Below are 26,982 nucleotides of genomic sequence, written 5' to 3' on the forward strand. Positions count from 1 at the left end.
ATGATAAACGCCCTGCGCGGCGTGCGGCCAGCGCTATGCCAAAACTATGCGATACGGCTCCGGCAAGCGGCTGACCACGCAGTTGTCAGCGCCTGCGCGATCGATGGTGAAAAAGTCGGTGACCTTCGCATAGGCAAACAGCGGATGGTGCCAGACGTTGCGATGGTAGTTGATCCCCTGTTTGCCGTTGGTGATAAAAGCGCGCAGCGTGCCGACGGGGATGGTGTCGCCCGGTTCGGCGACGATCACCACGAAGCGTTCGCCGTTCATCGGCACAAAGGCCTGCGACGAGAGCGGATGCTTTTCCAACAGGGAAAAGGTCATCGGCAGCTCGCTGGGTTCCGCCCGGTTGATGCTGGCCAGCACCCGGTTGCCGTCGGATACCTCTATCTTGGCAAGATCATGATAACGCTCGGTTTTCCCGTCATTGATATGAAAGAAGCGCGAGCCCTCTATCTGCAATACATCGCCATAAGGCGCAAAGGCCGCCGGCGTTAATTCTTCGATGACTAAATCCATGTGATTCTCCCAAGCGCATGACCCAGCGACGATTGAACGGCGATATTTCACCCAACGCCTTCACTCTAGACAGCGCTTGGCGAATTTGACAGCATTTTTTTGGAAAATTTTTCCACAATAAGATCATCAGCACACTTTACGATCGAAGAGCAATATTAGTTGCTTTAAATCAATGAATTAAAAAACCACCTAATTCACCATCGGGTAAAATGGGGCGGCGCACGTTCATCGCTATCGGATGATTCTGTGACCGGGATCGTGGGGTTGGGCTTTGCCGCTGCCTATCGCGCCGCAACATCAGTAGATTCTTCTCACCGATAACCGAAAAGGCGGTGTCAGCCAAGGACCCCACATGCTGGATCACGAAACCATTCGTTCGTTTATCAAAGTTGCCGAGTGCCAAAGCTTCTCGCGCGCGGCAGAATTGCTGCATAAAACCACCGCCACCATCAGCTACCGCATTAAAACGCTGGAAGAGAGCATCGGTACGCAGCTGTTTATCCGCACCACCCGCACCGTCAACCTGACGCCGGCCGGGGAGTATTTGCTGGAGCGCTGCCGCCAGTGGCACACCTGGCTGGACGCCATGCCGGGCGAACTGCGGCAAATCAACGACGGCGTAGAGCATCAGGTGAATATCGTGATCAACAACCTGCTGTACGACGCCGCCGCCGTGGCCGGGCTGTTGACCCACCTGCACGACAAATACCCGTTCACCCAATTCCACATTTCCCGCCAGGTGTACATGGGCGTGTGGGATGCGCTGCTGAATGAGGACTGCCATCTTGCGATCGGCGCGGCGGGCAATGAATCGCTGGAAAACAGCATCAAGGTGCTGCCGCTGGGCAAGGTCAATTGGGTATTCGCCATCTCGCCGACACACCCGCTGGCCAATGCCGCCGATCCGTTGAACGAAACGCAGCTGCGCCCTTACGCCGCGATCAACGTCGAAGATACCGCGCGCCATCTGGCCAAGCGCACCGCCTGGCTGCTGTCGGGCCAACAGGAGATCAAGGTGCCGGATCTGCGCACCAAGCTGGAGTGCCATCTGCGCGGCCTCGGGATCGGTTTCCTTCCGCGCCAACTGTGCCAAACTTATCTTGATAGCGGCGAGTTGGTGGCCAAGCAGCTCAAATATCCGCGCCAGCCCTCTCCCCTGTCGCTGGCCTGGTCCGACGCTCGCGGCGGCGAAGCGGTGCGTACCCTTATCAGCCTGTTCCAGACGCGGGATCCGCTGATCGCGGGTTTGGTCGGCGCCCTGGATTAAGTCGCGGTATCAGTAGGCATTTTTCCGGCGCTGTCGTAATATCTGTTTACATATGTCTGACAGGAGGTTTGCATGCTTACTTTTATTCCCATCGTGATCGTCGTCGCACTGATTGTGGTGTTCGCCGGCGTCAAAATTGTGCCGCAGGGGTTCCAATGGACGGTAGAACGCTTCGGCCGCTACACCAAAACGCTGATGCCGGGGCTGAACCTGGTGGTGCCGTTCATGGACCGCATCGGCCGCAAAATCAACATGATGGAGCAGGTGCTGGACATTCCTTCGCAGGAAGTGATTTCCCGCGATAACGCCAACGTCGCCATCGATGCGGTGTGCTTTATCCAGGTGGTCGACCCGGCGCGCGCCGCCTACGAAGTCAGCAACCTTGAACAGGCGATCGTCAACCTGACCATGACCAACTTCCGCACCGTGCTCGGCTCGATGGAGCTGGACGAAATGCTGTCGCAGCGCGACAGCATCAACAGTCGCCTGCTGCACATCGTCGATGAAGCGACCAATCCGTGGGGGGTGAAAATCACCCGTATCGAGATCCGCGACGTGCGGCCACCGGCGGAACTGATCGCCTCGATGAACGCCCAGATGAAGGCCGAGCGCACCAAGCGCGCCGACATCCTCGAGGCGGAAGGGGTGCGTCAGGCGGCCATTCTGCGCGCCGAGGGGGAGAAACAATCGCAGATCCTGAAGGCCGAGGGCGAACGCCAGTCGGCGTTCCTGCAGGCGGAAGCGCGTGAGCGCGCCGCAGAGGCCGAGGCGCGCGCCACCCAGCTGGTGTCCGACGCCATCGCCAGCGGCAACATTCAGGCGGTGAACTACTTCGTGGCGCAGAAATACACCGACGCGCTGCAGAAGATCGGTTCCTCCAACAACAGCAAGGTGGTGATGATGCCGCTGGACGCCAGCAGCCTGCTCGGCTCGATCGGCGGCATTACCGAGCTGCTGAAAGAAAGCAAAGGCAAATAATCATGCTCGAACTGATCGCGGCGAATCCGCTGTGGTTTTGGCTCTCCCTCGGGGGCGTGTTGCTGGCGGCGGAAATGCTCGGCGCCGGCGGCTACCTGCTGTGGAGCGGCGTGGCGGCGCTGTTGGTCGGCGCTCTGATCTGGCTGCTGCCGCAACTTTCCTGGGCGTGGCAAGGCATGATCTTCGCCGTCCTGACCGTCGTCGTCGCCTACCTGTGGTGGTACTGGCTGCGTCGGCGCCCGGCGGCCGCATCCGGCGGGTCGCCGGTGCTCAACCAGCGCAACCGCCAGCTGATCGGCACCCGCGCCACGCTGACGGAGCCGATGCACAACGGCATGGGGCGCATCAATATCGGCGACAGCAGTTGGCGCGCGCAGGCGGCAGAAGATCTGCCCGCCGGCACCGAAGTGGAAGTGGTGGCGGTAGAAGGGGTCACGCTGGTGATCCGCGCCATCAGCCGTTAATTCGAACGACAGCACCCCGCCAGATTATTGATAATGGGGCACTCCGCCCCCTCGTCGCCCGGGCATTGTTCCGCCAGCGTCAGCAGGCGCTGGCGCATTTCTCCCAGCTCGCTGATGTGTCTTTCGATCTCCGCCACCTTCTGCAGCGTGCGCGCCTTCACGTCGGCGCTGTGGCGGGCCGGATCGTTGAACAACGCCACCAGCTCACGGCACTCGTCCAGGTTGAAGCCCACCTGCCGCGCCTGGCGCAGCAGCGTCAGCTCTTCAACGTGTCTGGCGGAATAGTGGCGGTAACCGTTGTCGCTGCGGATCGGGGCGGTAATCAGCGCTTTCTCTTCGTAAAAACGAATCGTCTTGCTGGTTAACCCGGTTTTTTTCGCGACGTCGCTAATATTCATTTTCCCTCCTTGACCTTACCCTTGCTGGAAGGTTTAAGCTCCATTCTTAGTGAAAACAGGTCCGGCGGTCAACCTTTAAACACCGCCCTTTAAGCAAGGAGTCCAACCATGTCACACACCACTATGCTGGCATTGCAGGGGCTGTCCTGCATGAACTGCGCGCAGCGGGTGAAAAAAGCCCTGGAAAGCCGCAGCGATGTCGAACAGGCCGAGGTTAACGTGCATTACGCCAAAGTGACCGGCGACGCGCCGGACAGCGCGTTGATCGAGAGCGTGATTGCCGCCGGCTATCAGGCCGAAGTCGCGCCACACGCCGATACCGAGCTGCAGCTGAGCGGCCTGAGCTGCATGCACTGCGTCGGCACCACCCGCAAGGCACTGGAAGCCGTGCCGGGCGTGTTCGCTACCGACGTCGAGATCGACAGCGCGAAAGTGTACGGCGATGCCGATCCGCAGGCGCTGATCGCCGCGGTGGAAGATGCCGGTTATCACGCCAGCGTGGCGGGTGCCGTCGTCCCAAAAACTGAGCCGTTGACTGACGCAACACCTTCGTTGCCGGACGTTCAGCCAGCGGCGCAACCTTCCCTTCCGGCAACCGACGGCGCGGACGACAGCGTACAGCTGCTGCTCAGCGGCATGACCTGTGCCAGCTGCGTCAATAAAGTGCAGCAGGCGCTGCAAAGCGTTCCCGGCGTAGAGCATGCGCGCGTCAACCTGGCGGAACGCAGCGCGCTGGTGACCGGCGCCGCCGATGCGCAGGCGCTGGTGGCGGCAGTGGAAAAAGCCGGCTACGGCGCCGAGATGATTCAGGACGAGACCGAACGCCGCGAGCGCCAGCAGCAGACCGCACGCGCCAACATGAGGCGCTTTAGCTGGCAGGCGGCGCTGGGCCTGGCCTTGGGTATCCCGCTGATGGCCTGGGGACTGTTCGGCGGCAGCATGACGCTCACGCCGGAAACCCAGCGCCCCTGGCTGCTGGTCGGCGTCATTACCCTGGCGGTGATGGTATTCGCCGGCGGGCACTTCTACCGCAACGCCTGGCGCGCACTGATGAACGTCAGCGCCACCATGGATACCCTGGTGGCGCTCGGTACAGGCGCCGCCTGGCTTTACTCGATCGCCGTCAACATTTGGCCCGATTTCTTCCCGATGGAGGCTCGCCACCTCTATTACGAGGCCAGCGCGATGATCATCGGTTTGATCAACCTCGGCCATGCGCTGGAGCAGCGCGCTCGTCAGCGTTCTTCGCAGGCGCTGGAGCGGTTATTGGATCTGACGCCGCCCACCGCGCGGCGGGTGACTGACGACGGCGAGCGCGATATCCCGCTGGCGGAGGTGCAGCTCGGCATGACGCTGCGGCTGACCACCGGCGATCGCGTGCCGGTCGACGGTGAAATCGTGCAGGGCGAAGTCTGGCTCGATGAAGCGATGCTGACCGGCGAAGCGGTGCCGCAGCAAAAAGGCCCCGGCGATACGGTGCATGCCGGAACGGTGGTCGACGACGGCAGCGTGCTGTTCCGCGCCGCCGCCATCGGCAGCCAAACCACGCTGGCGCGCATCATCAAACTGGTGCGTCAGGCGCAGAGCAGTAAACCGGCGATTGGCCAACTGGCCGACCGCGTCTCGGCGGTGTTCGTGCCGGCGGTGGTGGCGATCGCCCTGTTCAGCGCGGCGGTGTGGTACTTCTTCGGCCCGCAGCCGCAGCTGGTCTATACGCTGGTGATCGCCACCACGGTGCTGATCATCGCCTGTCCGTGCGCATTGGGCCTGGCAACGCCGATGTCGATCATCTCCGGCGTCGGCCGCGCGGCGGAGTTCGGCGTGCTGGTACGCGACGCCGACGCCCTGCAGCAGGCCAGCCAGTTGGACACCCTGGTGTTCGACAAAACCGGCACCCTGACCGAAGGGAAGCCGCAGGTGGTGGAGATCCTGACCTTCAATCAGGTCAGCGAGCAGCAGGCGATCGGCTGGGCCGCGGCGCTGGAGCAAGGCTCCAACCACCCGCTGGCGCGCGCCATCATGGAACGCGCTGCCGGGCAAACGCTGCCGCAGGTCACGCAGTTCCGCACCCTGCGCGGCGCCGGCGTCAGCGGGGAGATCGACGGCGTGCAGCTGCTGCTGGGCAACGCCGCGCTGCTGGAACAGCATCAGGTCGCAACCGCCGAGCTGGATGCGCCGATGCGCGCCCAGGCCGAACGCGGCGTGACGCCGGTGCTGCTGGCCGTTGACGGTAAACCGGCCGCGCTGTTCGCCATTCGCGATCCGCTGCGCGAGGACAGCGTCGCGGCGCTGCAGCGCCTGCACCAGCAGGGGTATCAGCTGGTAATGCTGACCGGCGACAATCCGGTGACCGCCAACGCCATCGCCAAAGAGGCCGGTATCGATCGGGTGATTGCCGGGGTGCTGCCGGACGGCAAAGCGGCGGCGATCAAGCAGCTGCAGGCGCAGGGCCAGCGCGTGGCGATGGTCGGCGACGGCATCAACGACGCCCCGGCGCTGGCGCAGGCCGACGTGGGCATCGCGATGGGCGGCGGCAGCGACATCGCCATCGAGACCGCCGCCATCACCCTGATGCGCCACAGCCTGCACGGCGTGGCGGATGCGGTAGCGCTGTCGAAGGCCACGCTGCGCAACATGAAGCAGAACCTGTTCGGCGCCTTTATCTACAATACGCTGGGTATCCCGATCGCCGCCGGCGTGCTCTACCCGCTGACCGGCACGCTGCTCAGCCCGGTAGTGGCGGGCGCGGCGATGGCGCTGTCGTCGATTACCGTGGTCAGCAACGCCAACCGGCTGCTGCGTTTTAAACCCAGGAAGTGATCGCCGGGGCGCCGTCATGGCGCCCCGCTGTTTTCCGGGCTTCCCTGCGCGGCGGATAGCGTTTAGCATGAATGACGATTTTCCCTCGCTTTTCATGCTGAAACGCGCACCCGTTATTCAGGAGCCACGCCGTATGGGTCAACTGTTACGCCGTCTCGCCGCCTTTCTCGGCCTGATCTCGCCCAAACGTTACGCCTATCCGGCGCTGGACATCACTCTGCCGGGCGATCGTCGGCTGCATCTGGTGGGCAGCATCCATATGGGCACCGTCGATATGTCACCGTTGCCGCCCCGGCTGGCCGCCCGGCTGCAACAGGCCGACGCACTGATCGTCGAAGCCGATATCACCGACGCCGCCTCGCCTTTCGACCACGCCGAGCTGCAGCCGGAGCTGGAACAGCGCCTGTCCGCCGAAGAATATCAACGGCTGCTGGCGCTGTGCCATGAGCTGGGCGCCGATCCGCACGCCTTCGCCACCCTGCCCGGCTGGCAGGTGGCGCTGATGATGCAGGCGCGCCAGGCTCAGCGTCTGGGGCTGCGAGCAGAGTATGGCGTGGACTATCAGCTGCTGCAGGCCGCCCGGGCGCAGGACAAACCGGTGATCGAACTGGAAGGGACGCAGCAGCAGCTGACGATGCTGGAACAGCTGCCGGAAGGCGGCATTGCGCTGCTGCGCGATACGCTGGAGCACTGGCACACCAACGCGCGGCTGCTGCAAACCATGGTGAGCTGGTGGCTGGACGCCAAACCGCGCGGCACGCTGGACACCTTGCCCGCCACCTTCAGCGCCGGGCTGTACGACGTGCTGATGCACCAGCGCAATCGCGACTGGCGGCAACAGCTGGAGGCGCTGCCGGCCGGGGACTATGTGGTGGCGGTTGGCGCATTGCACCTGTATGGCGAGGATAACCTGCCGGCGATGCTGCAGCCGCAGGGATAAAAAAGAGGCCAATATCGCTATTGGCCAGTCAAAGAGGAATTTCTTGTATTCTAGTTATACGCATAGCAACCGTGTTAACGGTTACAGTAAACAGGGTAGCAACCCGGTGAATATCTTGGCAACCCGCTTTATGTAACAGCCGCTCAGGTTGCCGGGCAGGTCGGATTTTTGTATTTTTAAGGCTGGTTATCACCCTTTCCCCGCAGGGGACATTCTGGACAACACATCATGACGCCCGCAGTCGTTCTGCTTGAGAAACAAAAGGTCGCCTTTACCCTTCATCCGTATCACCACGACAGCGACGAAACCAACTTCGGTGACGAAGCGGTGAGAAAGCTGGGGCTGGATGCCGATCGGGTTTACAAAACGCTGCTGGTAGCGCTGAACGGCGACGCCAAACACCTGGCGGTGGCGGTCACGCCGGTCGCCACCCAGCTGGATCTGAAAAAGGTCGCCCGCGCCCTCGGCGCCAAAAAGGCCGAGATGGCCGATCCGCAGCTGGCGCAGCGCGTCACCGGGTATCTGGTGGGCGGCATCAGCCCGCTGGGGCAGAAAAAACGACTGCCGACGGTGATCGACAGCCCGGCGCAAGCGTTCGCCACCATCTACGTTTCCGGCGGCAAACGCGGGCTAGACATCGAGCTGGCCGCCGCCGATCTGTGCCGCCTGCTGGCCGGCAGCTTCGCCGATATCGCCAAGCGCGACTGACGCCGCGCGCTCAGCGGCACACCACCGTGGCGTCACAGGCCGCCAGCGTCTCGACCAGGCGGTCCTCCAGCGCCTTCACCTCCGCGCCGGGCACCAGATAGTTGTTGCTGATGATGGCGAACGCCAGCGGCCGTCCGGTCGCCGAATCGACATAGCCGCTGAGCGACGAGACCCCGGTCATGGAGCCGCTCTTGGCGTGGGCGCGCCCGGCTGCCGCAGTCTTCACCATGCGGCTCTGCAGCGTACCGCCCACCAACAACCCCGGCTGGCCCGCGATGGGCAAGGCACGATACCAGTCGGCAAACCACGGTTGTTTTCTGGCCGCCAACAGCAGCGTCGTCAGCTGCTGCGGCGTGATTTGGTTCATGCGCGACAGCCCGGAACCGTCTACCTGACGGTACGCGCCGGCCTCGATGCCCTGGCTTTGCACAAACTGGCCGATCGCCTGCAGGCCGGCGGCCCAATCCCCCTTACCCTGCGTCTTGCGGCCCATCGCCTTGGTCAGTACCTCGCCGTAACCGTTATTGGACACTTTCAGGAAGGTGACAACCAGGCGGGAGAGCGGCGGCGAGGTTTTTTCGGTCAGCAGACGAGCGCCCGCAGGCGTCACGCCCTCTTCCGCGTTGCCGCGCAGCGCGATGCCCTGCGCGCGCAGGGCATTTTGCAATAAGGCGCCGATCACGCGAGCCGGTTGATCGACGGTGATCAATCGCGAGCGGGTCTCCGCCTGCGCGGCGATGGTGCCGCTGACCACGATCCGGTTGCTGCCCGGCTGGCGATCGAACGTCAGTGCGGTGTCGCCGCCGGTGGTGGTGCGGTTGACCAGCGTCACCGCATCATTGGCGGGATAGACACTCACCCGCCCTTGCGCACCGGCGCGGTTGCCCGGCTGCACGTCCACCCGCACCACGTTGATATCGCCGCCGGGGGTAAAGGCGTAGTTCAGCGCCGAGATCGGCGCGGCGAAGGCGAAGGGTTCGTCGTCCCAGCTCCAGCCGGCGCCGAAGGGGGTTTGATCGAACGCGTTGGCGTCGAGGATCAGCCGCCCATGAATCTGGCGAATGCCGCGCTGCGCCAGCGTGGCGGCGAAGGTGTTGAGATCGTCAGGATGCAACGTCGGATCGCCGCTGCCCTGCAGATAGAGATCCCCCTGCAAGGTGTCGCCGCGCTGCTCGCCGGTGGTCAGCAGCCGGGTTTCAAACCGGTAATCCGCCCCCAGCACGCCGAACGCCGCCAGAGAAGTGAACATCTTCATGTTGGAAGCCGGCGCCAGGCGCTGCTCCGCGTGCGCCTGATACAACACGGTACCGCTGTCGGCATCGCGCACCATCACGCCGCTCGACGCGCCAACCAGCGCCTTGTCTTGGCCGATGGCCGTCAACGCCTGGCTGAGCGTTTGCTCATGGCGTTGGCCGGATGACGAACACCCCGCCAGCGCCAGGATGGCGGGCAGCAGCCAGCCTGCGGTTTTCAACATGTCATCTCCCTGCTTGCGTTATCAAAATCAAATTGTTGCTCAGGCTATCATTGGAAGGCGGCGGCGGCGACTTTTGCGTGCGTTTGAGGCAGGGTTTTCGGCAGGAAAACAGGCGGCCCGCCCATGGGGGAGCAGGCCGCTGCGGTGGCGATTAGCGATAAACGATCTCGCCCTTCGGTTCGTAAGCCGCCGCATCCAGCGGCGAGTGTTTCTCGATATACTGCTTCAGCACCTCGGCATCGATAAAGCCGGTGTTGACGTAGCTCGGCAGCCCGTCCAGCTTCGGATAGCCATCGCCGCCCAGCGCGTTGAAGTTCAGCGTCGCCATGCGGTAGGTTTTATCCGCCTGCAGCGGCTGGCCGTTGATCTTCACCTCGCTGACGCCCTTGCCGTCCGCCACCAGGCTGACGTTGGCGAACTGGGCGTAGGCGCCGGAATCCGGCTTCATGTTGGCCACTACCGCCAGGTACTGCTCAATCTCGCTGCCTTTCATATCGACATGCACCAGGGTGTTGCCGAACGGCTGTACCTTGAGCACGTTTTTGTAGGTGATATCGCCGCTTTCAATGGAGTCACGCACCCCACCGCCGCTCATCACCGCAAAGTCGGCATCGGCGCGCTCCCTCTGCGCGGCCAACATCACCCGCGCCAGGTTGGTCTGCACGAAGCGTACTTTGCTGCGATCGCCCTCCAGCTTGCCGTTAACGCTGCCGATCTTCACGCTCAGCTGCTCCTTGCCCTTCTCCTGGAACGGCGTCAGCAGTTTCATCATGGTCGGATCTTCCGCGATCTGCTGGGTGTAATACACTCGCTCGCTGGTGCCGTCCGCCTTCTCCACCTTCTTCTTCAGGTTCACCGGGATCAGCTGATAATGCACCAGCTTCAGCTCTCCGTTGCGGAATTCGAAATCGGCGCGGCCCACGTACTTGCCCCACTCATGCGCCTGCACGATCCAGGTGCCGTTCTGGCGATCCGGCGAACACGGCGTGCCCGGCACATAGTCCACCTGCTTACGGTTGTCGCCGGCCATGCACACCGGGTCCTGCGAGTGGCCGCCGACGATCATGTCGAGATACCCGGCCGGCAGGCTGCGCGCCATCTCCACGTCGCCCGGCGCGTTGGAGCCGTGTTCGCCGTTGTCATAGTGCCCCATGTGGGTAGCGGCGATGATCACGTCCGGCTTCTCGTCCTTGCGCAATTGCTCCACCACCCGCTTCGCCTCCGGCGCCGGCACGCGGAATTCAATGTCGGTAAAGTACTCCGGATTGCCCATTTTCGCGGTGTCGTCGGTCGTCAGGCCGATCACCGCGATCTTGATGCCCTGCTTGTCGAACAAGGCGTAAGGCTTGAACAGGCGCTGGCCAGTGCTTTTCTGATAGATGTTGGCGGACAGCAGCGGGAAGGTCGCCCATTTCTCCTGCTGGCGCAGTACGCTCAGCGGGTTATCGAATTCGTGGTTGCCGATCGCCATCGCGTCATAACCCACCAGGTTCATGCCGCGGAAGTCCGGCTCGGCATCCTGCAGATCCGATTCCGGCACGCCGGTGTTGATATCGCCGCCGGACAACAGCAGCAGGCTGCCGCCCTGCGCCGCCACTTCCTGGCGAATGCCGTCCACCAGCGTTTTCTGCGCGCCCAGGCCGTATTCGCCGTGATCGTTCTGCCAGAAGTGACCGTGATGATCGTTGGTGTGCAGAATGGTGATGGCGTAGGTCTTATCCTTTTCCCAGGCACTGGCGGCCCCCGACAGCAACGTCAGGGAAACGGCCAACGCGCATGCGGTGGTTTTCAGCGAAAAACGCATGGCGGATCTCCGTGTATTAAATGGCTTTTATGATGAGGGCGAAATTGTAGCGCGAATTAATGACAGCTGATTTCAAATTTTTGCGATGTGAGTCTGATTATTTCAGATATGGTAAAAATTGCGCGCCCTGCCTAAGATGTCATCTCTGTGCTCAACAACTTATCAGGCTAATAATAATATGACCGACAGTAGCCAAAGCGCGATGCCGCCCGCCAAGGGCAGCGCGGTGAAGGGAACCGCCTTCTCCATCCTCGGCGCCATCAGCGTGTCTCACCTGCTCAACGATATGATCCAATCGCTGATCCTGGCGATTTACCCGATCCTGCAAGCCGATTTTCACCTCAGCTTCGTGCAGATCGGCATGATTACCCTGACCTATCAGCTGACGGCCTCCCTGCTGCAGCCGCTGATTGGCTATTACACCGATAAACATCCGCAGCCTTACTCGCTGCCGATCGGCATGGGCTTTACCCTGTCCGGCCTGCTGCTGCTGTCGGTGGCGAACACCTTCCCGCTGGTGCTGCTGGCGGCGGCGCTGGTGGGCACCGGCTCATCGGTGTTCCACCCGGAATCCTCGCGCGTGGCGCGCATGGCCTCCGGCGGGCGGCACGGCCTGGCGCAGTCGCTGTTCCAGGTCGGCGGCAACTTCGGCAGCTCGCTCGGCCCGCTACTGGCCGCGCTGATCATCGCGCCTTACGGCAAGGGCAACGTCGCCTGGTTCACGCTGGCGGCGCTGCTGGCGATCGTGGTGTTGCTGCAGGTCAGCAAATGGTATCAACATCAGCATCGGGCAACTAAAGGGCTGCCGAAAAGCCCTTCGGTGTTGAAACCGCTGCCAAAACGTACCGTAGCCTACTCGCTGGGCATTCTGCTGGTGCTGATTTTCTCCAAATACTTCTATCTGGCCAGCATCAGCAGCTATTACACCTTTTATCTGATACATAAGTTCGGCGTTTCGGTGCAGAATGCGCAAATTCACCTGTTCGCCTTCCTGTTCGCAGTGGCGGCCGGCACCATTATCGGCGGGCCTCTTGGCGACAAAATAGGGCGTAAATATGTTATTTGGGGCTCCATCCTCGGCGCCGCACCCTTCACGCTTATTTTACCCTATGCATCCCTGTACTGGACCGGCATTTTGACGGTGATCATCGGGGCTATTCTCGCCTCGGCGTTCTCCGCCATTCTGGTCTACGCACAGGAGCTGATCCCCGGTAAAGTCGGCATGGTTTCCGGTTTATTCTTCGGTTTTGCTTTCGGTATGGGCGGATTAGGTGCGGCAGTTCTTGGTTATGTCGCCGATTTGACCAGTATCGAGCTGGTCTACCAAATCTGTGCTTTCCTGCCGCTGATCGGCATTATCACTGCGCTACTGCCCAATATGGAGCATAAAGCGCAATAACCCCGCTGAATGCCCGGATGAAATTATTTATTCATCCGGGTTATCCCACGGATAAACCAATGTTATTTGGCTTATCTGACACAAAATCTCCTCATTGCCGCGCCTTAAGTGAAATCCTCTGCTTTTTTACAAAAAAGGCCAAATTAGCCAAGCAAGCCGCGAACAAATGCAATAAACTAAATGTATCTTTTCGTAACTTTGTTGCGTTTCTCCCGTGCCGCGATGCATAGCCAGAAGGAGTATGGATGCATAATTCAACACCGCTCATCACCACCATCGTCGGAGGGTTAGTACTCGCCTTCCTCCTCGGCATGCTGGCGAACCGCCTGCGCATCTCCCCTCTGGTGGGGTATCTGGCCGCAGGGGTGCTCGCCGGCCCGTTCACCCCCGGTTTCGTCGCCGATACTTCACTGGCGCCGGAACTGGCGGAAATCGGCGTTATCCTGTTGATGTTCGGTGTTGGCCTGCACTTCTCTTTGAAAGACCTCCTCGCAGTAAAATCTATCGCCATACCCGGCGCCGTGGCGCAGATAGCCGTCGCGACCCTGCTCGGCATGGGGCTGTCCAAGCTGCTCGGCTGGGATCTGATCTCCGGGCTGGTGTTCGGCCTCTGTCTCTCCACCGCCAGTACCGTAGTGTTATTGCGCGCGCTGGAAGAACGGCAGCTGATCGACAGCCAGCGCGGGCAAATCGCCATCGGCTGGCTGATCGTCGAAGATTTGGCGATGGTGCTGACGCTGGTGTTACTGCCGGCCTTCGGCAACATGCTGGGCAACAACAACGCCAGCAGCGGCCAATTGCTGATGGAGCTGGCGCTGACCATCGGTAAAGTCATCGCCTTCATCGCGTTGATGATCGTGGTCGGCCGCCGTCTGGTGCCGTGGATCCTGTCGAAAACCGCCAGCACCGGCTCGCGCGAACTGTTCACCCTGGCGGTATTGGCGCTGGCGCTCGGTATCGCCTACGGTGCGGTGAAACTGTTCGACGTCTCCTTCGCCCTGGGCGCCTTCTTCGCCGGCATGGTGCTGAACGAGTCCGAACTGAGCCACCGCGCGGCGCACGACACCCTGCCGCTGCGCGACGCGTTCGCGGTGCTGTTCTTCGTCTCGGTCGGCATGCTGTTCGATCCGATGATCGTGATTAACGAACCGCTGGCGGTGCTGGCGACGCTGGCAATCATCGTGTTCGGCAAATCCGCCGCCGCGTTCCTGCTGGTGAAAATGTTCGGCCACTCCAAGCGCACCGCGCTGACCATCTCCGCCAGCCTGGCGCAGATCGGCGAGTTCGCCTTTATTCTGGCGGGCCTCGGCATCACGCTCGGCATGATGTCGGAACACGGTCGCAATCTGGTGCTGGCAGGCGCGATCCTGTCGATCATGCTCAACCCGCTGTTGTTCACCCTGCTGGAGCGCTATCTGGCCAAGACCGAAACCATCGAAGAGCAAATCCTCGAAGAGGCGGTGGAAGAAGAAAAGCAGATCCCGGTAGAAATGTGCAACCATGCGCTGGTGGTCGGCTATGGCCGCGTCGGCAGCCTGCTGGGCGGCAAACTGGCCGAGGCGGGCATCCCGCTGGTGGTGATCGAGAACTCCCGCCCGCGGGTGGAAGCGCTGCGCGAGCAAGGCATCAAGACGGTGCTGGGCAACGCCGCCAATGCGGAAGTGATGGACCTGGCGCGGCTCGACTGCGCGCGTTGGCTGCTGCTGACCATCCCCAACGGCTATGAGGCCGGCGAGATCGTCGCCTCGGCGCGCGCCAAGCGGCCGAACATCGAAATCATCGCCCGCGCCCACTACGACGACGAAGTGGCCTACATCACCGATCGCGGCGCCAATCAGGTGGTGATGGGCGAACGGGAGATCGCCAACAGCATGCTGAACATCCTGCAGCTGGACACCCTGAGCGAAGAAGAAAAAATGGGCGGCTGCCCGATCTGAAACGCCACGCGCGCATAAAAAAAGGTCCGGCATTGCCGGACCTTTTCTTTTTCAGCGGGTTAACGCTCCCAGTAAGACTCTTCCAGGCTGTCTTCGCGCTCCGGCAGGCCGCGAGTGAGTCGTGGCGAATGCTGGTTCAACACCTGGTAGCTGACGCGGTTGGCGTATTTGCACACCTGCGCCAATGAGGAGTATGTCAGGTAACTGCGCACGTGCTTGCTGGAATTCGGCACGTTGTGGCGGTGATAGCCGTTGGCGGCGATATCGTGCAGCAACGCCGACAGCGCGCCGTCGCCGGCGCCGTTGGTGTTCATGATCCTCTCGGGGCCGCCCATATAAGGCGCGATGTGCGAATAAACGCGCAGCGGATGTTCACAGTGCTCGCGGCGCATAGCGCGGCTGAACTCGTAGCGGTTGAACTCGGCGATATGCCCCGGCAGCAGCGGATGCTGGGTCTGACGCTTGTTGGCTTCTTCGGTGTAACCCGCCATATACAGGCCGCTCGGCCCGGCGGTGCACAGCACCAGATCCACCCACTCCAGCGCCATATCCGAGGCGGTCAACGGGTCGCTCAGCCCGGTCAGCTCCAACGCTTCGTCTTCGTTCATCGCCAGAATCGTCACGTTTTCCTTCAGGAAATCGCGCCACCACTGCGGGTTGTCAGCGATCACGTACTTGGTGCCCAGCGTCAACACCACCGGCACGTCGTGCTTTTTGGCGTATTCGATCGCCTGCAGGGTAGCGGCCTTCATCGGCTCCCCTTCCTTGCAACGCACCAGATAAGAGCTCAGCACCAGCGCCGATGCGCCGGCGATCACCTCTTCAGGAATGCTTTCCGGGCGTAGTTGGTTCATCTGGCCAGGGTTGATGGCGAAGGTGCGCTCACCGCTTTCACCGATCAGCGTGAAACAGCGGCCGATGGCGCCGTCTACGCCCTGCAGATAGTTAAGATCGGTACGGCTGGAGGTATTGCACAGATAACGGTAGGCATAGCTGCCGATTTTCACGTTGCTGCACATCACGCCGAGCAGCACCGAGCGATCGTCCGCCAGCACCGAATAGTTGTGCATGGTATTGCCGATGGTGCCGCCGGCGAATTGATGGGTGACCAGGTTGTTTTCATTCAGTTCCTGATACAGCGCCTCGGCGACGTCGTCTTCGATCACCAGAGAGTGGCCCAGGCTCAGGCCGTAGCGCTGGACAAAAGCGTCGTCCACTTTCGCCTCGATATCCACCAGCGTCTGATCGATGCCGACGATATACGAGGTGCTGATTTCACTTTCGGGCTGGGCCTGCTGCAGAAGCGGATCGCGGGCGCTCACCGGGAAATAGTGTTTGGACTTGCGTTTACCAGGAAATTTCATGTGATTGGCGGTGGTGACGGTTTAACAAGCGGAGAATGTTAACACATCCCCGCCCGATCACGATGCATCTAATAGACAGATTATGGATGATTACAGACGCTGCGCCACCAGCTGCTGCATCATATCGATATGCGCCGGCTCGTCGTTCAACGCCGAGATATATTCAAACTTCTCGCCGCCGGCCTTGAGGAAGATCTCGCGGTTCTGTTCTTTGATCTCTTCCAGCGTTTCCAGGCAGTCCGCCGAGAAACCGGGGCAAATCAGCTGAATGTGCTTCACGCCCTGCGCCGGCAGCCCCTTCAGGGTCTCATCGGTGTACGGCGTCAGCCACGGCTCGCGGCCGAAGCGCGATTGGTACGTCATCATCACGCGTTCCGGCGCCAGCGGCAGTGTGGCGCTCAGCGCACGCAGCGTATCTTCGCAGCGCTGCGGGTAGTCATCGCCCAGGCGCGCATAGCGTTTGGGGATGCCGTGGAACGACAACACCAGCCGATCCGGCTGGCCGTGCTCGGCGAACGAGCGCTCCACGCTTTGCTGCAGCGCGGCGATATAGGCCGGGTGTTCGGCGTAATCGCGGATGAAGGCCACCGACGGCAAGCGGCGATAGCCTTTCAGCACTCGCGCTACGCCATCCCATACCGCCGCGCTGGTGGAACAGGAGTATTGCGGGTAGAGCGGCAGCACCACCAGGTTGGTCACACCTTGCGCCAGCAGCTTGTCGATGGCTTCCGCCAAACTTGGCGAGCCGTAGCTCATTCCCAGCTCCACCGGCGTATTCGGCATGCGCGCCGCCAGCGCCCGCTGTTGGCGGCGGCTGTATACCAGCAGCGGCGAGCCTTCTTCCATCCACACCGACTGATAGAGCTTCGCCACGCGCGGCGAGCGGATCGGCAGGATCGCGCCGTTGAGGATCGGCCACCAGATCAGCGGCGCCGTGTCGACCACGCGATCGTCACTGAGGAATTCCTTCAGATAGCGTTTGACCGCCGACGAGGTCGGCGCATCTGGTGTGCCCAGGTTCACCAGCAATACGCCGTGTTTCTCTTGCTTCATCTCAGTTCCCCTCATTTCCTTTCCGGCCGGCATTCCGTTCTGGGTCGGGATGTCAGCAGCCATTAATGCCGGCTATTGTAACGGAAAAGTCCTGCATCGAAACCGATAACAGCAACAGGCTATGCCTGTGGGCTTCCCCCTTGCGCCAGTTGCCATACCGCCGCCACGTTGCGCGCCGTCACCTGCAGATTGCGATCGGCGCTCGCCAGCGCGTCTTCCAGCGTCACGATGCGATCGAGTACCGAAAACGCCGCATCGATGCCATGTTGATGCACCACCGAATAATCCGGCGTCAGGCTGCCGGCGATGGCGATCACCGGCACCCCGTGGCGCTTGGCCACCCGCGCCACGCCGATCGGCGTTTTGCCGTGGATCGACTGGCTGTCCAGCCGCCCTTCGCCGGTAATCACCAGATCGGCATCGCGCACCGCCTCATCCAGGCGCAGGGTTTCGGTGACAATCTCGATGCCCGGTCGCAAGCGCGCGTCGAGCATGCCGAGCAGCGCCGCCCCCATGCCGCCCGCCGCGCCCGCGCCCGGCTGAGTGAGCACGGCGCGGCCGGTTTCCCGTTCCAGCAGTTCGCCATAATGATGCAGCGCCGCATCGAGCTGTGCCACCATCTCCGGCGTCGCCCCCTTCTGCGGCCCGAACACCGCCGAGGCGCCCTTTTCGCCGCACAGCGGGTTATCGACGTCGCAGGCGGCGGTTACGCTCACCCGTTGCCAACGCGCATCCAGCCCGGCGAGATCAAGATGCGCCAGCTGCGCCAACGCCGCCCCGCCCACCGGCAGCGGCCGGCGCTCCTTATCCAGCAACTTCACGCCCAGCGCCTGCATCATCCCGGCGCCGCCGTCGTTGGTGGCGCTGCCGCCGATGCCGAGAATGATCGCCTTCACGCCGCGCTCCAGCGCCGCCAGCATCAGTTCGCCGGTGCCGTAACTGGTGGTGATGCGCGGATCGCGCCGGTTGGGCGGAGCCAGGTGCAGCCCGGAAGCGGCGGCCATTTCAATCACTGCGGTTTCGCCATCGCCCAGCAGGCCATAAAACCCCTGCACCGGCTCCCCCAGCGGCCCGGTGACCGTCACCTGGACGATTTCGCCGCCGGTGGCCGCCACCATCGACTCCACCGTGCCTTCGCCGCCGTCCGCCATCGGCAGCTTCACGTAGTGCGCCTGCGGATAAATTTGGCGGAATCCCCGCTCGATGGCGTCGGCAACGCCGAGCGCGCTCAGGCTCTCTTTGAAAGAATCCGGGGCAATAACCACTTTTTTCAGCGTTTTCATCACTGTTCCTTATCCCGCCAGGTTAAACACGCCAAACATCAGCGCCGAGATTGCCGCGATGGTGAATCCCACCAGCGTTTCATACGGCAACAGCTTCAGCCGTTCGTGCACCGCCATATTGACGCTGCCGCCGGTGGCGTGGAAGAAGCTGCCGTGCGGCAGGTGATCCAACACCGTAGCGCCCGCATGGATCATCGCCGCGCCGGCCAACCCGCTCACGCCCAGTTCGAGCAGCGTGGAGCTGAACACCCCGGAAGCCACGGCGGTGCCGGCGGTGGTCGACGCGGTCGCCATCGACATCAGCGCGCCGGACAGCGGCGCCAGCAGCCAGGCCGGCAGCCCGGTGTGCGTTAAGCCGTTAATCAAGACATCCTTCAGCGCCGAGTTGGCGATAATGCCCGCCAGCGTGCCGGTACCGAGCAACATGATCGCCACCGGCGCCATGCGCGACAGGCCGGAGACCATGAACTGATTGCACTGGCGGATGCGCCCCATCAGCAGTGCGCCCGCCAAGCCGCCGGCCGGCAGCGCGATCAGCGGATCGACGGCGATACCGGCGATCGGCCGCAGCGACAGCAGCAGGATCGCCACCAGCGGCGCGCTGATCGCCGCAGCGAAGCCCGGCCGCGCCCCTTCGCCATGCTGAGTCAGCTCTTCGGCCATCACTTTGCTACCTTTATCGCTCAGGCGACGCGCCAGCAGATAGGCCACCACCAGGCCACACAGCCCCGGCACGATGCCGGCCATCATCACCGAAGTGAGCGGCACGTGGAAATTGTCCGCCGCCGCGATGGTGTTCGGGTTGGGCGACATCACGTTGCCGGCCTTGCCGCCGCCGATCATCGCCAGCAGGATCGCCGCGCGTGAAATGCCGGCCTTCTGGGCGATCGACAGCGCGATCGGCGCGACGGTGATCACCGCCACGTCGATAAACACCCCCACCGCCGTCAGGATCAGTGTAGCCACCGCCAGCGCCAGCAGCGCGCGGGTTTCACCCACCTTGCGCACGATGGTTTCGGCGATGGTGTGCGCCGCGCCGGATTCGATCAGCACCCCGGCCAGCACCCCCGCCGCCAGAATGCGCATCACGGCGTTGGTGATGCCCTGCGCCCCGCCGATCATCAGCGTTACGGTCTGCACCAGGTCGGCGCCGCCGCACAGCCCGCCCGCCAGCGCGCCGGCGATCATGCCGTAAGCCGGTGGCACCTTGCGTAGAATCAGGACGATGGCGACGGCTAACGCCACCAGCGCTCCCAGCGTGGATACGGTTGTCATTGTTGTTTTCTCCGTGGTTGATGTGCAGGCCAACATATCCCGCGCGCCCGGCGTTGGCCTGAGGGGAAACAACAAAAAATCGCCGGCGGAGCGGCGTGGAATTTGTGGGTTGGCACAACTCAGTCGTGCATCAGCATGCCGATATACAACCGCAGAGTGTCGGTTAATTGATTGATTTTCATACCAGTTATCGCTTCGATGCGCTGCAGGCGATAGCGCAGGGTATTGACGTGGATATGCAGCTGCGCGGCGGTCTGCGTCTGATCACAATTCTGCGAAAAATAGTGGCGCAGCGTGCCGCGCAGCACCCCTTTTTCGTCCTGTTCGCCCAGCGTCCGCCAGGGGCGCCCCAGCTCCTGCGCGCGCCAGTCCTCCCCCAGATCGCACAACAGCGACGGCAGCGGATAGTCGTGGTAGAACAGCGTGGCGTGACGCAGTTTCAGACGCTGCGCCATCGCCTGGGTGGCACGCGCCGTCAGGCTGGAGCGGTAGGCGCTTTGCGGATCGTCATAAAAACCGCCGACGATCAGCCGCACCCGAAAGCGGTGTTTGAGCTGGTTTTGCAAACGCTGCGCCTGTTGGCGTTCCAGCTTCAGGCTCCATTCCCCCTGCGCCATGCAGGCCGGGCGCAGCAGGGTCATTTCATTGAAGCCGGTAATGGCGATCAACGCGTCGCGCTGGGTGGCCTCCAGCTCCGCCAGCAGCTCGCGCAGCAGGTGCGGCTGCGCCTCTTGCAGCTCGACTATCCAGACGATGCGCGACTGGCGCAGATCCAATCCCAGATACGCCGCCATCGCTTCCAGCGACGCGGTGTTCGGCTGGGGCTGCAGCAGCTGGTTCGCCAGCTCCTCCCGGTAGCGTTTTTCCCACTGGTGCTGATCCAGCAGCGCCGCCTGCTCCACCATCATCTCCGCCGCCATCTTCACCAGTTCGGCGTAGGCGCGCACCTCGGCCGGTTCACCGGAGATACCGATCACCCCCACCCGCTGGTTGCGAAAGCTGAACGGCAGGTTGATGCCGGGCCGCACGCCCTTCAGGTGCTCGGCAGTGGCGCGGTCGATTTCCACCACCCGGTTCTCGGCCAGCGCCAGCACCGCGCCTTCATGGCGCTGGAACAGGCGCTGCGGGTTGCCGGAGGCGATGATCACGCCGTTGCTGTCCATCACGTTGACGGAATGGCTGATGATGCCCATCGCCCGCTGGACGATCTGGCGCGCGGTGGCTTCCGCCAGAAGATTGGTTTGTCTGAGCATGCCCGGCTCCCTGCTGAGGGTGAAAACGCAGGCTTGTTATACGCCATTTGGCGCGGGCGATTAACGGGCACGGCCGCAACAAGCTGCCGCGATCACAATTTGGCGGGAAAACGGCAAAAAAAAACGCCGGACCACAGGCCCGGCGTCATGCACAATGCGCTTGCGATCAACCGAGGATGGTCGCCAGCTCTGCGCTCACTTCGGCTACCTTGCGGGTGCCGTCGATTTTACGGTATTGGGTGTTGCCCGCTGCCGCTTCTTTGCTGTAGTAAGAGATCAGCGGCGCGGTCATCTGATGGTATTCCACCAGGCGCTTGCGCACGGTCTCTTCCTGATCGTCCTTGCGCGTGGTCAGCTCTTCGCCGGTCACGTCGTCTTTGCCTTCCACCTGCGGCGGGTTGAACTTCACGTGGTAGACGCGGCCGGACGGCGCGTGCACGCGGCGGCCAACGATGCGGTCAACGATCAGCTCGTCCGGCACGTCGAACTCCAGCACGAAGTCCACGTTGATGCCGGCTTCTTTCATCGCGTCGGCCTGCGGAATGGTGCGTGGGAAACCGTCCAACAGGAAGCCCTTGCGGCAATCTTCCTGTGTGATGCGCTCTTTGACCAGCGCGATCACCAGCTCATCGGTCACCAGCTTGCCGGCGTCCATGATCTCTTTCGCCTGCTTGCCCAGTTCACTGCCGGCCTTCACGGCTGCGCGCAACATATCACCGGTGGAGATTTGCGGAATGCCGTATTTCTCCATGATGAATTGAGCCTGAGTACCTTTACCAGCGCCCGGAGCGCCCAGCAGAATGATACGCATTGCGTAAATCCCCTTGCTATGTAGTTTTTATAAAATTGCGAAAACGCTCAACGATACCATTTCAGGGGGGGCAGGCTCAAGGCGCGCGAAGGAAATCGATTGCGGAATGTGCAAAAAAACGGACGAACAAAAGGCAAGAAAAAACGGGGAAAAAGCGGAAATACGCCCCTAACGGTGCCGTTAAGGGCGCATATCTTCAGCTTTTAGGCGGAAAGCAACTTATTCATACGACGGATGAACAGGTTCGGATCCTCCAGCGTGCCGCGTTCAGCCAGCAGCGCCTGATCCAATAAGAGGTCGATCCATTCGGCAAAATGTTCGTTATCGCCCACATCGGATGCTCGTTTGACCAGCGCATGCGCTGGATTAAGCTCGAAAATGTACTTCACTTCCGGCGCCTGCTGACCGGCAGCGGCAAACAGCTTGGCCATCTGGGTGCTCATTTCGTCGGCGTCGGTCACCACGATCGCCGGCGTATCGGTCAGGCGGTGCGTCAGGCGCACATCCTTCACGCGCTCGCCCAGCAGGGTTTTCACGCGTTCGATGAACGGTTCCAGCTGCTTCTCGGCGGCCTTCTGCTCTTCGGTTTCATCCGCCAGTTTATCCAGCGTTTCATCCGCTTTGCTGACCGACTGGAACGGCTTGCCGTCGAACTCGGTCAGGTAGCTCATCATCCACTCGTCGATGCGATCGGACAGCAACAGCACTTCGATGCCTTTCTTGCGGAACAGCTCCAGGTGCGGGCTGCTCTTGGCGGCGGCGTAGCTGTCGGCGGTGATGTAGTAAATCTTCTCCTGCCCTTCCGCCATGCGGCCGACGTACTCTTCCAGTGACACGGTCTGTGCCGAGCTGTCGCCGTGGGTGGAGGCGAAACGCAGCAGTTTGGCGATCGCTTCCTGGTTGCCGTTGTCTTCCGCCGGGCCTTCTTTCAGCACCAGACCGAACTGTTGCCAGAATTTCTGGTAGCCTTCGGCGTCGTCTTTGGCCAGCTTATCCAGCATCTGCAGCACGCGCTTGGTCAGCGCGCCGCGCAGGTTTTGCGTCACGCGGCTGTCTTGCAGGATCTCGCGCGACACGTTCAGCGGCAGATCGTTGGAATCGATCAGGCCGCGCACGAAGCGCAGGTAGTTCGGCATGAACTGCTCGGCGTCGTCCATGATGAACACGCGCTGCACGTACAGCTTCAGGCCGTGTTTGTGATCGCGGTTCCACATGTCCCACGGCGCCTGCGCCGGGATATACAGCAGGCTGGTGTACTCCTGCTTGCCTTCCACCCGGTTATGGCTCCAGCTCAGCGGATCGGTGAAATCATGGGCGATGTGCTTGTAGAACTCTTTGTACTCTTCGTCGGTCACGTCAGCCTTGCTGCGGGTCCACAGGGCCTGCGCCTTGTTGATCTTCTCCCAGGTGACGGTGTCGTCTTCTTCGTTTTTGCTTTCGATCTCCACCGGCAGGGCGATGTGATCGGAATATTTGCCGATCACCGAGCGCAGGCGCCAGGCGTCGAGGTACTCATCTTCGCCTTCGCGCAGATGCAGGGTGATTTCGGTGCCGCGGGTCTCTTTGGTGATGTCGGCGATGGTGTAGTCGCCTTCGCCGGCGGACTCCCAGAACACGCCTTCATCATCGGCAGCGCCGGCGGCGCGGGTACGCACGGTCACTTTATCCGCCACGATGAACGCCGAGTAGAAACCGACGCCAAACTGGCCAATCAGCTGGCTGTCTTTCGCCTGGTCGGAACCGATGGATTCCAGGAACGCTTTGGTGCCCGACTTGGCGATGGTGCCGAGGTTTTCGATCACTTCTTCGCGGCGCATGCCGATGCCGTTGTCGGCGATGGTCAGGGTGCGCTGCTCTTTATCGAAGGACAAGCGTACGCGCAGCTCGCCGTCGCCGGCGTACAGCTCTGGTGCGGACAGGGCGCGGAAGCGCAGCTTGTCGGCAGCGTCAGAGGCGTTGGAAATCAGCTCGCGCAGGAAAATTTCTTTGTTGGAGTACAGCGAATGGATCATCAAATGAAGCAGCTGTTTTACTTCAGACTGGAACCCGCGGGTTTCTTGACCTTTCATACTCATTGATTACCTCAAAGACAATGGCTACCAAAATCGAACAATGAGGATCAGATGAGGGTCAGGGTCTTGTTTTTCAAGCGGACGGCGGGAAATTTTTGGCAAAAAAACGACGGGGCCGAATGGCCCCGTCCGGGAAAACATCAGAACTTGATGGCGTGACGCCCGGCCAGCGAATGCGACAGCGTGGTGCCGTCGACCATCTCCAGCTCGCCGCCCACCGGCACGCCGTGGGCGATACGGCTGGCAAGTACGCCATACTGGCCGCACATCTCGGCGATGTAGTTGGCGGTCGCCTCCCCTTCCACCGTCGGGTTGGTGGCGAGGATCACTTCGGTGATGCTTTCCTTTTCCAGCCGTTGCTCCAGGCGATCGAGACCGATATCGCCCGGCCCGATGCCGTCCAGCGGCGACAGATGGCCCATCAGCACAAAGTAGCGCCCGGCGAACTGGCCGGTCTGCTCGATGGCGTGGATATCCGCCGGGCTCTCCACCACGCAAATCTGGCCGTTTTGCTGACGGCGCGGATTGGCGCAGATGGTGCAGATGTCCTGCTCGGTGAAGGTGCGGCAGTCGGCGCAGTGGCCGATTTCCGACATCGCGCGCGTCAACGCCTGCGCCAGGCGCATGCCGCCGCTGCGATCGCGCTGCAGCAGCTGAAACGCCATGCGCTGCGCCGATTTCGGGCCGACACCCGGCAGGCAGCGCAGCGCCTCCATCAGGGATTCAAGGAGCGGGCTGGTTTGCATCAGAATGGCATCTTGAAGCCAGGCGGCAACTGCATGCCGCTGGAGACGGAGGCCATTTTCTCTTTCTGGGTCTCTTCGATACGGCGCGCGGCGTCGTTAAACGCGGCGGCGATCAGATCTTCCAGCATGTCTTTGTCGTCTTCCATCAGGCTAGGATCGATCTCCACGCGGCGGCAGTTGTGCGCGCCGTTGATGGTGACTTTCACCAGGCCCGCGCCAGATTCGCCGGTCACTTCCAATTTGGCGACTTCTTCCTGCATCTGCTGCATTTTTTCTTGCATTTGCTGGGCTTGCTTCATCAGGTTGCCCAGACCGCCTTTACCAAACATAGTCGTCTCTCGTCGCTAGGGCCGCGCACCTCGCGCGGCGTTTAAAGGGGGCGGATACTCTCTTCATCCAGATCCGCGTCGAAGAACCGGCACAGCGTCTGAATATGGGTATCCGCAACGATGGACTGGCGCGCCTGCGCCAGCTTTTCTTCATAGATGGCTTGTCGCCATTCCAGCGGGGTGCGCTCCGCCGGATTATCGTCCTCCACCACGGTCAGCTCGACCGGGCTGCCGTACAGCTCGCCGAGCGCTTCGGCCAGCGTCTTCTGCGCCGAAGGCGAATTCAGATGGCGCTGCGAAGACCGCAGATGGAGGTTAATCTTGCCCGGTTCCGGCTGCTGCTTGAAAGCGTTCAACGCCAGCTGCTGCACCAGTTTCGGGATCTTGAGCTTATCGATTTCCGCCGCCCAGGCGTCGCGCTCCAGCGATTCCACCACCAGCTTGGCAGCCAGCTCCGGCGTTTTCTCGTGCTCCAACGCCGTGCGCAACGCTTTCGGCGTCGCCAGCGGTTCCGGCGCCGCTTCCGGCTCGGTCTGCGCGCGCCAGCGATAGGCTTCCGGCTTCGCCGGTTTTTCCGGCACCTTCTTCTCCGCCAGGCGCTGCTGGCTACGCTCGGTCACCGAAGCCAAACGCCCCAGCGCCGAGTTTGCCGGCCGCGCTATTCCTGGCGCCGCCGGCTCATTCTTTTTTGGTGTGGATGCTCCCTGCTGCCGCTGCAGCTGGGACCGCGCTTTTAAAAGCTGGGCGGTGGCATCCGGTAATGGGGCCGATGATTGTCGCGGTGGCGCGGCCGGCTGCCCTAGCGGCGGCGGCGCGTCCTGAAACTGCGGCGGCTGTTGCGATGCGGCGGCCTGCGGCTGCGCCATCGGCGCCGGCGCGGTCTGCACCAACGCCACCGGCTCCGGGATCACCGCTTTCGGGTGAAACGCCAGCGCGCGCAGCAGGGTCATCTCAACCCCCATGCGGCGATCCGGCGCATAGGCCAGCTCTTTGCGGCCCACCAACAGCGTCTGGTAGTAAAGTTGCACATCGGCCGGCGGCAGGGTGCGCGCCAGCTCGCGCAGCCGTTGTTCCACGGCGGCGTAGTGGTTGTCGAGCATCGAAGGCAGCAGTTGTACCATCGCAATGCGGTGCAGCAACGCCAGCGTCTCCACCAGCAGGTTTTCCCAGTCCACGCCGCGCGAAGCGGCCTGCGCGACCTGCGCCATCACCTTTTCGCCGTCGGCGCTGACCAGCGCTTCGAGGATCGCCAGCGGCTGCTCGTCATCGAGCGTGCCGAGCATCTGGCTGACGGTGGCGGCGGTCACCTGCCCCTGCCCCATGGCGATCGCCTGATCGGTCAGGCTCAGCGCATCGCGCATGCTGCCGTCGGCGGCACGCGCCAGCAGCTGCAGCGCACGGGCGTCGCTAGTGATCTGCTCCGCCGTCAGCACCGTTTCCAGCTGCTGGCGGATCTGATCGACGTCCAGCGCTTTGAGGTGGAACTGCAGACAGCGCGAGAGAATGGTCACCGGCAGCTTTTGCGGATCGGTGGTGGCCAACAGGAATTTCACGTGCGATGGCGGCTCTTCCAGCGTCTTCAGCAACGCGTTGAAGCTGTGGCGCGAGAGCATGTGCACTTCATCGATCAGGTAGACCTTGAAGCGACCGCGCGCCGGCGCGTACTGGACGTTGTCCAGCAGATCGCGGGTATCTTCCACTTTGGTGCGGGAAGCGGCGTCGATCTCGATCAGATCGACGAAGCGCCCCTGCTCGATCTCGCGGCAGTTGTCGCATTGGCCGCACGGCGTGGCGGTAATGCCGGTTTCACAGTTCAGGCCTTTGGCCAGCAGGCGCGCGATGGTGGTTTTCCCCACGCCGCGCGTGCCCGAGAACAGATAGGCGTGATGGATCCGCCCCAGCGAGAGGCCATTGGCCAACGCGGTCAGGACATGTTCCTGGCCGACCACGTCTGCGAACGTTTGAGGGCGCCACTTACGGGCGAGAACCTGATAGCTCATTAATACCGGAGAAGTCGAGGAATCTGGAGGGTCATGCTAACACAGCCCCGCGGCGATCCGCGAGGCCGTTGTGCCCAAGGGGCGA

Annotated in this window: 22 protein-coding genes and 1 other annotated feature; of the genes, 8 read left to right on the forward strand and 14 right to left on the reverse strand. The window is 62.1% G+C overall.

Translation table 11 applies throughout. The features are described from left to right. Positions 1-33 precede the first annotated feature (33 nt). On the reverse strand, positions 34-519 hold the full coding sequence (locus tag FUU19_RS09455) for an ureidoglycolate lyase (protein ID WP_141970552.1): 486 nt from the start codon (positions 517-519) through the stop codon (positions 34-36). Between the two features lie 352 nt (positions 520-871). Between FUU19_RS09455 and allS the strand changes: the two genes are divergently transcribed. The 3 genes from allS to FUU19_RS09470 all read left to right on the forward strand — a co-directional run bounded on the left by allS (position 872) and on the right by FUU19_RS09470 (position 3,228). After that, positions 872-1,786 (forward strand): HTH-type transcriptional activator AllS, encoded by a 915-nt coding sequence (gene allS / locus FUU19_RS09460; RefSeq protein ID WP_141970554.1) that lies wholly within the window; start codon positions 872-874, stop codon positions 1,784-1,786. A 72-nt stretch (positions 1,787-1,858) separates the two neighbouring features. Beyond that, a complete protein-coding gene (locus FUU19_RS09465) occupies positions 1,859-2,764 on the forward strand; it encodes an SPFH domain-containing protein (RefSeq protein ID WP_004940203.1) in 906 nt (301 codons plus the stop codon). 2 nt (positions 2,765-2,766) lie between these two features. After that, positions 2,767-3,228 (forward strand): NfeD family protein, encoded by a 462-nt coding sequence (locus tag FUU19_RS09470; protein ID WP_197833063.1) that lies wholly within the window; start codon positions 2,767-2,769, stop codon positions 3,226-3,228. On the opposite strand, the gene cueR is transcribed toward FUU19_RS09470, so the two are convergent. After that, a complete protein-coding gene (cueR, locus tag FUU19_RS09475; protein WP_015376888.1) occupies positions 3,225-3,626 on the reverse strand; it encodes a Cu(I)-responsive transcriptional regulator in 402 nt (133 codons plus the stop codon). The genes FUU19_RS09470 and cueR overlap by 4 nt on opposite strands. A 108-nt stretch (positions 3,627-3,734) precedes the next feature. On the opposite strand from cueR, the gene copA reads away from it, so the two are divergent. The 3 genes from copA to ybaK all read left to right on the forward strand — a co-directional run bounded on the left by copA (position 3,735) and on the right by ybaK (position 8,094). Next, complete coding sequence (gene copA / locus FUU19_RS09480; RefSeq protein ID WP_230490093.1) at positions 3,735-6,446, forward strand: copper-exporting P-type ATPase CopA; 2,712 nt, start codon at positions 3,735-3,737, stop codon at positions 6,444-6,446. A gap of 133 nt (positions 6,447-6,579) precedes the next feature. Then, the gene (locus tag FUU19_RS09485; RefSeq protein WP_197833065.1) at positions 6,580-7,386 is read left to right on the forward strand and encodes a TraB/GumN family protein; all 807 of its coding nucleotides are present in this window, start codon (positions 6,580-6,582) and stop codon (positions 7,384-7,386) included. Positions 7,387-7,614: 228 nt separating this feature from the next. Further along, positions 7,615-8,094, forward strand: coding sequence for a Cys-tRNA(Pro)/Cys-tRNA(Cys) deacylase YbaK (gene ybaK, locus FUU19_RS09490; RefSeq protein WP_004940240.1), 480 nt, complete (start codon positions 7,615-7,617; stop codon positions 8,092-8,094). A 10-nt stretch (positions 8,095-8,104) separates the two neighbouring features. Here the strand turns inward: ybaK and dacB are convergent, their stop codons facing one another. Both dacB and ushA read right to left on the reverse strand, forming a co-directional pair. Next, positions 8,105-9,571 (reverse strand): D-alanyl-D-alanine carboxypeptidase/D-alanyl-D-alanine endopeptidase, encoded by a 1,467-nt coding sequence (gene dacB, locus FUU19_RS09495; protein WP_230490092.1) that lies wholly within the window; start codon positions 9,569-9,571, stop codon positions 8,105-8,107. 151 nt (positions 9,572-9,722) lie between these two features. Further along, positions 9,723-11,375, reverse strand: a complete 1,653-nt coding sequence (ushA, locus tag FUU19_RS09500; RefSeq protein ID WP_194571505.1) for a bifunctional UDP-sugar hydrolase/5'-nucleotidase UshA — start codon at positions 11,373-11,375, stop codon at positions 9,723-9,725. A gap of 178 nt (positions 11,376-11,553) precedes the next feature. Here ushA and FUU19_RS09505 point away from each other — a divergent pair, with 178 nt between their 5' ends. Further along, on the forward strand, positions 11,554-12,774 hold the full coding sequence (locus FUU19_RS09505; RefSeq protein ID WP_230490091.1) for an MFS transporter: 1,221 nt from the start codon (positions 11,554-11,556) through the stop codon (positions 12,772-12,774). Positions 12,775-13,019: 245 nt separating this feature from the next. Further along, on the forward strand, positions 13,020-14,711 hold the full coding sequence (ybaL, locus tag FUU19_RS09510; protein WP_141970568.1) for a YbaL family putative K(+) efflux transporter: 1,692 nt from the start codon (positions 13,020-13,022) through the stop codon (positions 14,709-14,711). Positions 14,712-14,770: 59 nt separating this feature from the next. Here ybaL and FUU19_RS09515 read toward each other — a convergent pair whose 3' ends face one another. The 10 genes from FUU19_RS09515 to dnaX all read right to left on the reverse strand — a co-directional run bounded on the left by FUU19_RS09515 (position 14,771) and on the right by dnaX (position 26,897). Beyond that, positions 14,771-16,075: an inosine/guanosine kinase gene (locus tag FUU19_RS09515; RefSeq protein WP_202668987.1), complete on the reverse strand. Its 1,305-nt coding sequence runs from the start codon at positions 16,073-16,075 to the stop codon at positions 14,771-14,773. A 90-nt stretch (positions 16,076-16,165) separates the two neighbouring features. Then, positions 16,166-17,128, reverse strand: coding sequence for a ferrochelatase (hemH, locus tag FUU19_RS09520; RefSeq protein WP_004940253.1), 963 nt, complete (start codon positions 17,126-17,128; stop codon positions 16,166-16,168). A gap of 119 nt (positions 17,129-17,247) precedes the next feature. Further along, a complete protein-coding gene (locus FUU19_RS09525) occupies positions 17,248-18,411 on the reverse strand; it encodes a glycerate kinase (RefSeq protein WP_197833068.1) in 1,164 nt (387 codons plus the stop codon). Between the two features lie 9 nt (positions 18,412-18,420). After that, complete coding sequence (locus tag FUU19_RS09530; protein ID WP_197833069.1) at positions 18,421-19,686, reverse strand: GntP family permease; 1,266 nt, start codon at positions 19,684-19,686, stop codon at positions 18,421-18,423. A gap of 119 nt (positions 19,687-19,805) precedes the next feature. Then, complete coding sequence (locus tag FUU19_RS09535; RefSeq protein ID WP_230490088.1) at positions 19,806-20,939, reverse strand: sugar diacid recognition domain-containing protein; 1,134 nt, start codon at positions 20,937-20,939, stop codon at positions 19,806-19,808. Positions 20,940-21,105: 166 nt separating this feature from the next. After that, positions 21,106-21,750: an adenylate kinase gene (gene adk, locus FUU19_RS09540; protein ID WP_025301793.1), complete on the reverse strand. Its 645-nt coding sequence runs from the start codon at positions 21,748-21,750 to the stop codon at positions 21,106-21,108. Positions 21,751-21,953: 203 nt separating this feature from the next. Further along, positions 21,954-23,819, reverse strand: coding sequence for a molecular chaperone HtpG (htpG, locus tag FUU19_RS09545; protein WP_049272283.1), 1,866 nt, complete (start codon positions 23,817-23,819; stop codon positions 21,954-21,956). A 143-nt stretch (positions 23,820-23,962) separates the two neighbouring features. Beyond that, positions 23,963-24,568 carry a recombination mediator RecR gene (gene recR, locus FUU19_RS09550; RefSeq protein ID WP_025301791.1) on the reverse strand — a complete coding sequence of 202 codons (606 nt, stop codon included), beginning with the start codon at positions 24,566-24,568 and terminating at the stop codon, positions 23,963-23,965. Continuing rightward, complete coding sequence (locus tag FUU19_RS09555; protein ID WP_025301790.1) at positions 24,568-24,897, reverse strand: YbaB/EbfC family nucleoid-associated protein; 330 nt, start codon at positions 24,895-24,897, stop codon at positions 24,568-24,570. Before FUU19_RS09555 ends, recR begins: the two co-directional genes overlap by 1 nt. Positions 24,898-24,938: 41 nt before the next feature. After that, the gene (gene dnaX / locus FUU19_RS09560; RefSeq protein WP_141970579.1) at positions 24,939-26,897 is read right to left on the reverse strand and encodes a DNA polymerase III subunit gamma/tau; all 1,959 of its coding nucleotides are present in this window, start codon (positions 26,895-26,897) and stop codon (positions 24,939-24,941) included. After that, positions 25,542-25,606, reverse strand: a sequence feature (DnaX frameshifting element). (Overlaps the previous gene by 65 nt.) Positions 26,898-26,982: the final 85 nt, after the last annotated feature.

The organism is Serratia montpellierensis (assembly GCF_020858655.1).
GTDB lineage: Bacteria > Pseudomonadota > Gammaproteobacteria > Enterobacterales > Enterobacteriaceae > Serratia > Serratia montpellierensis.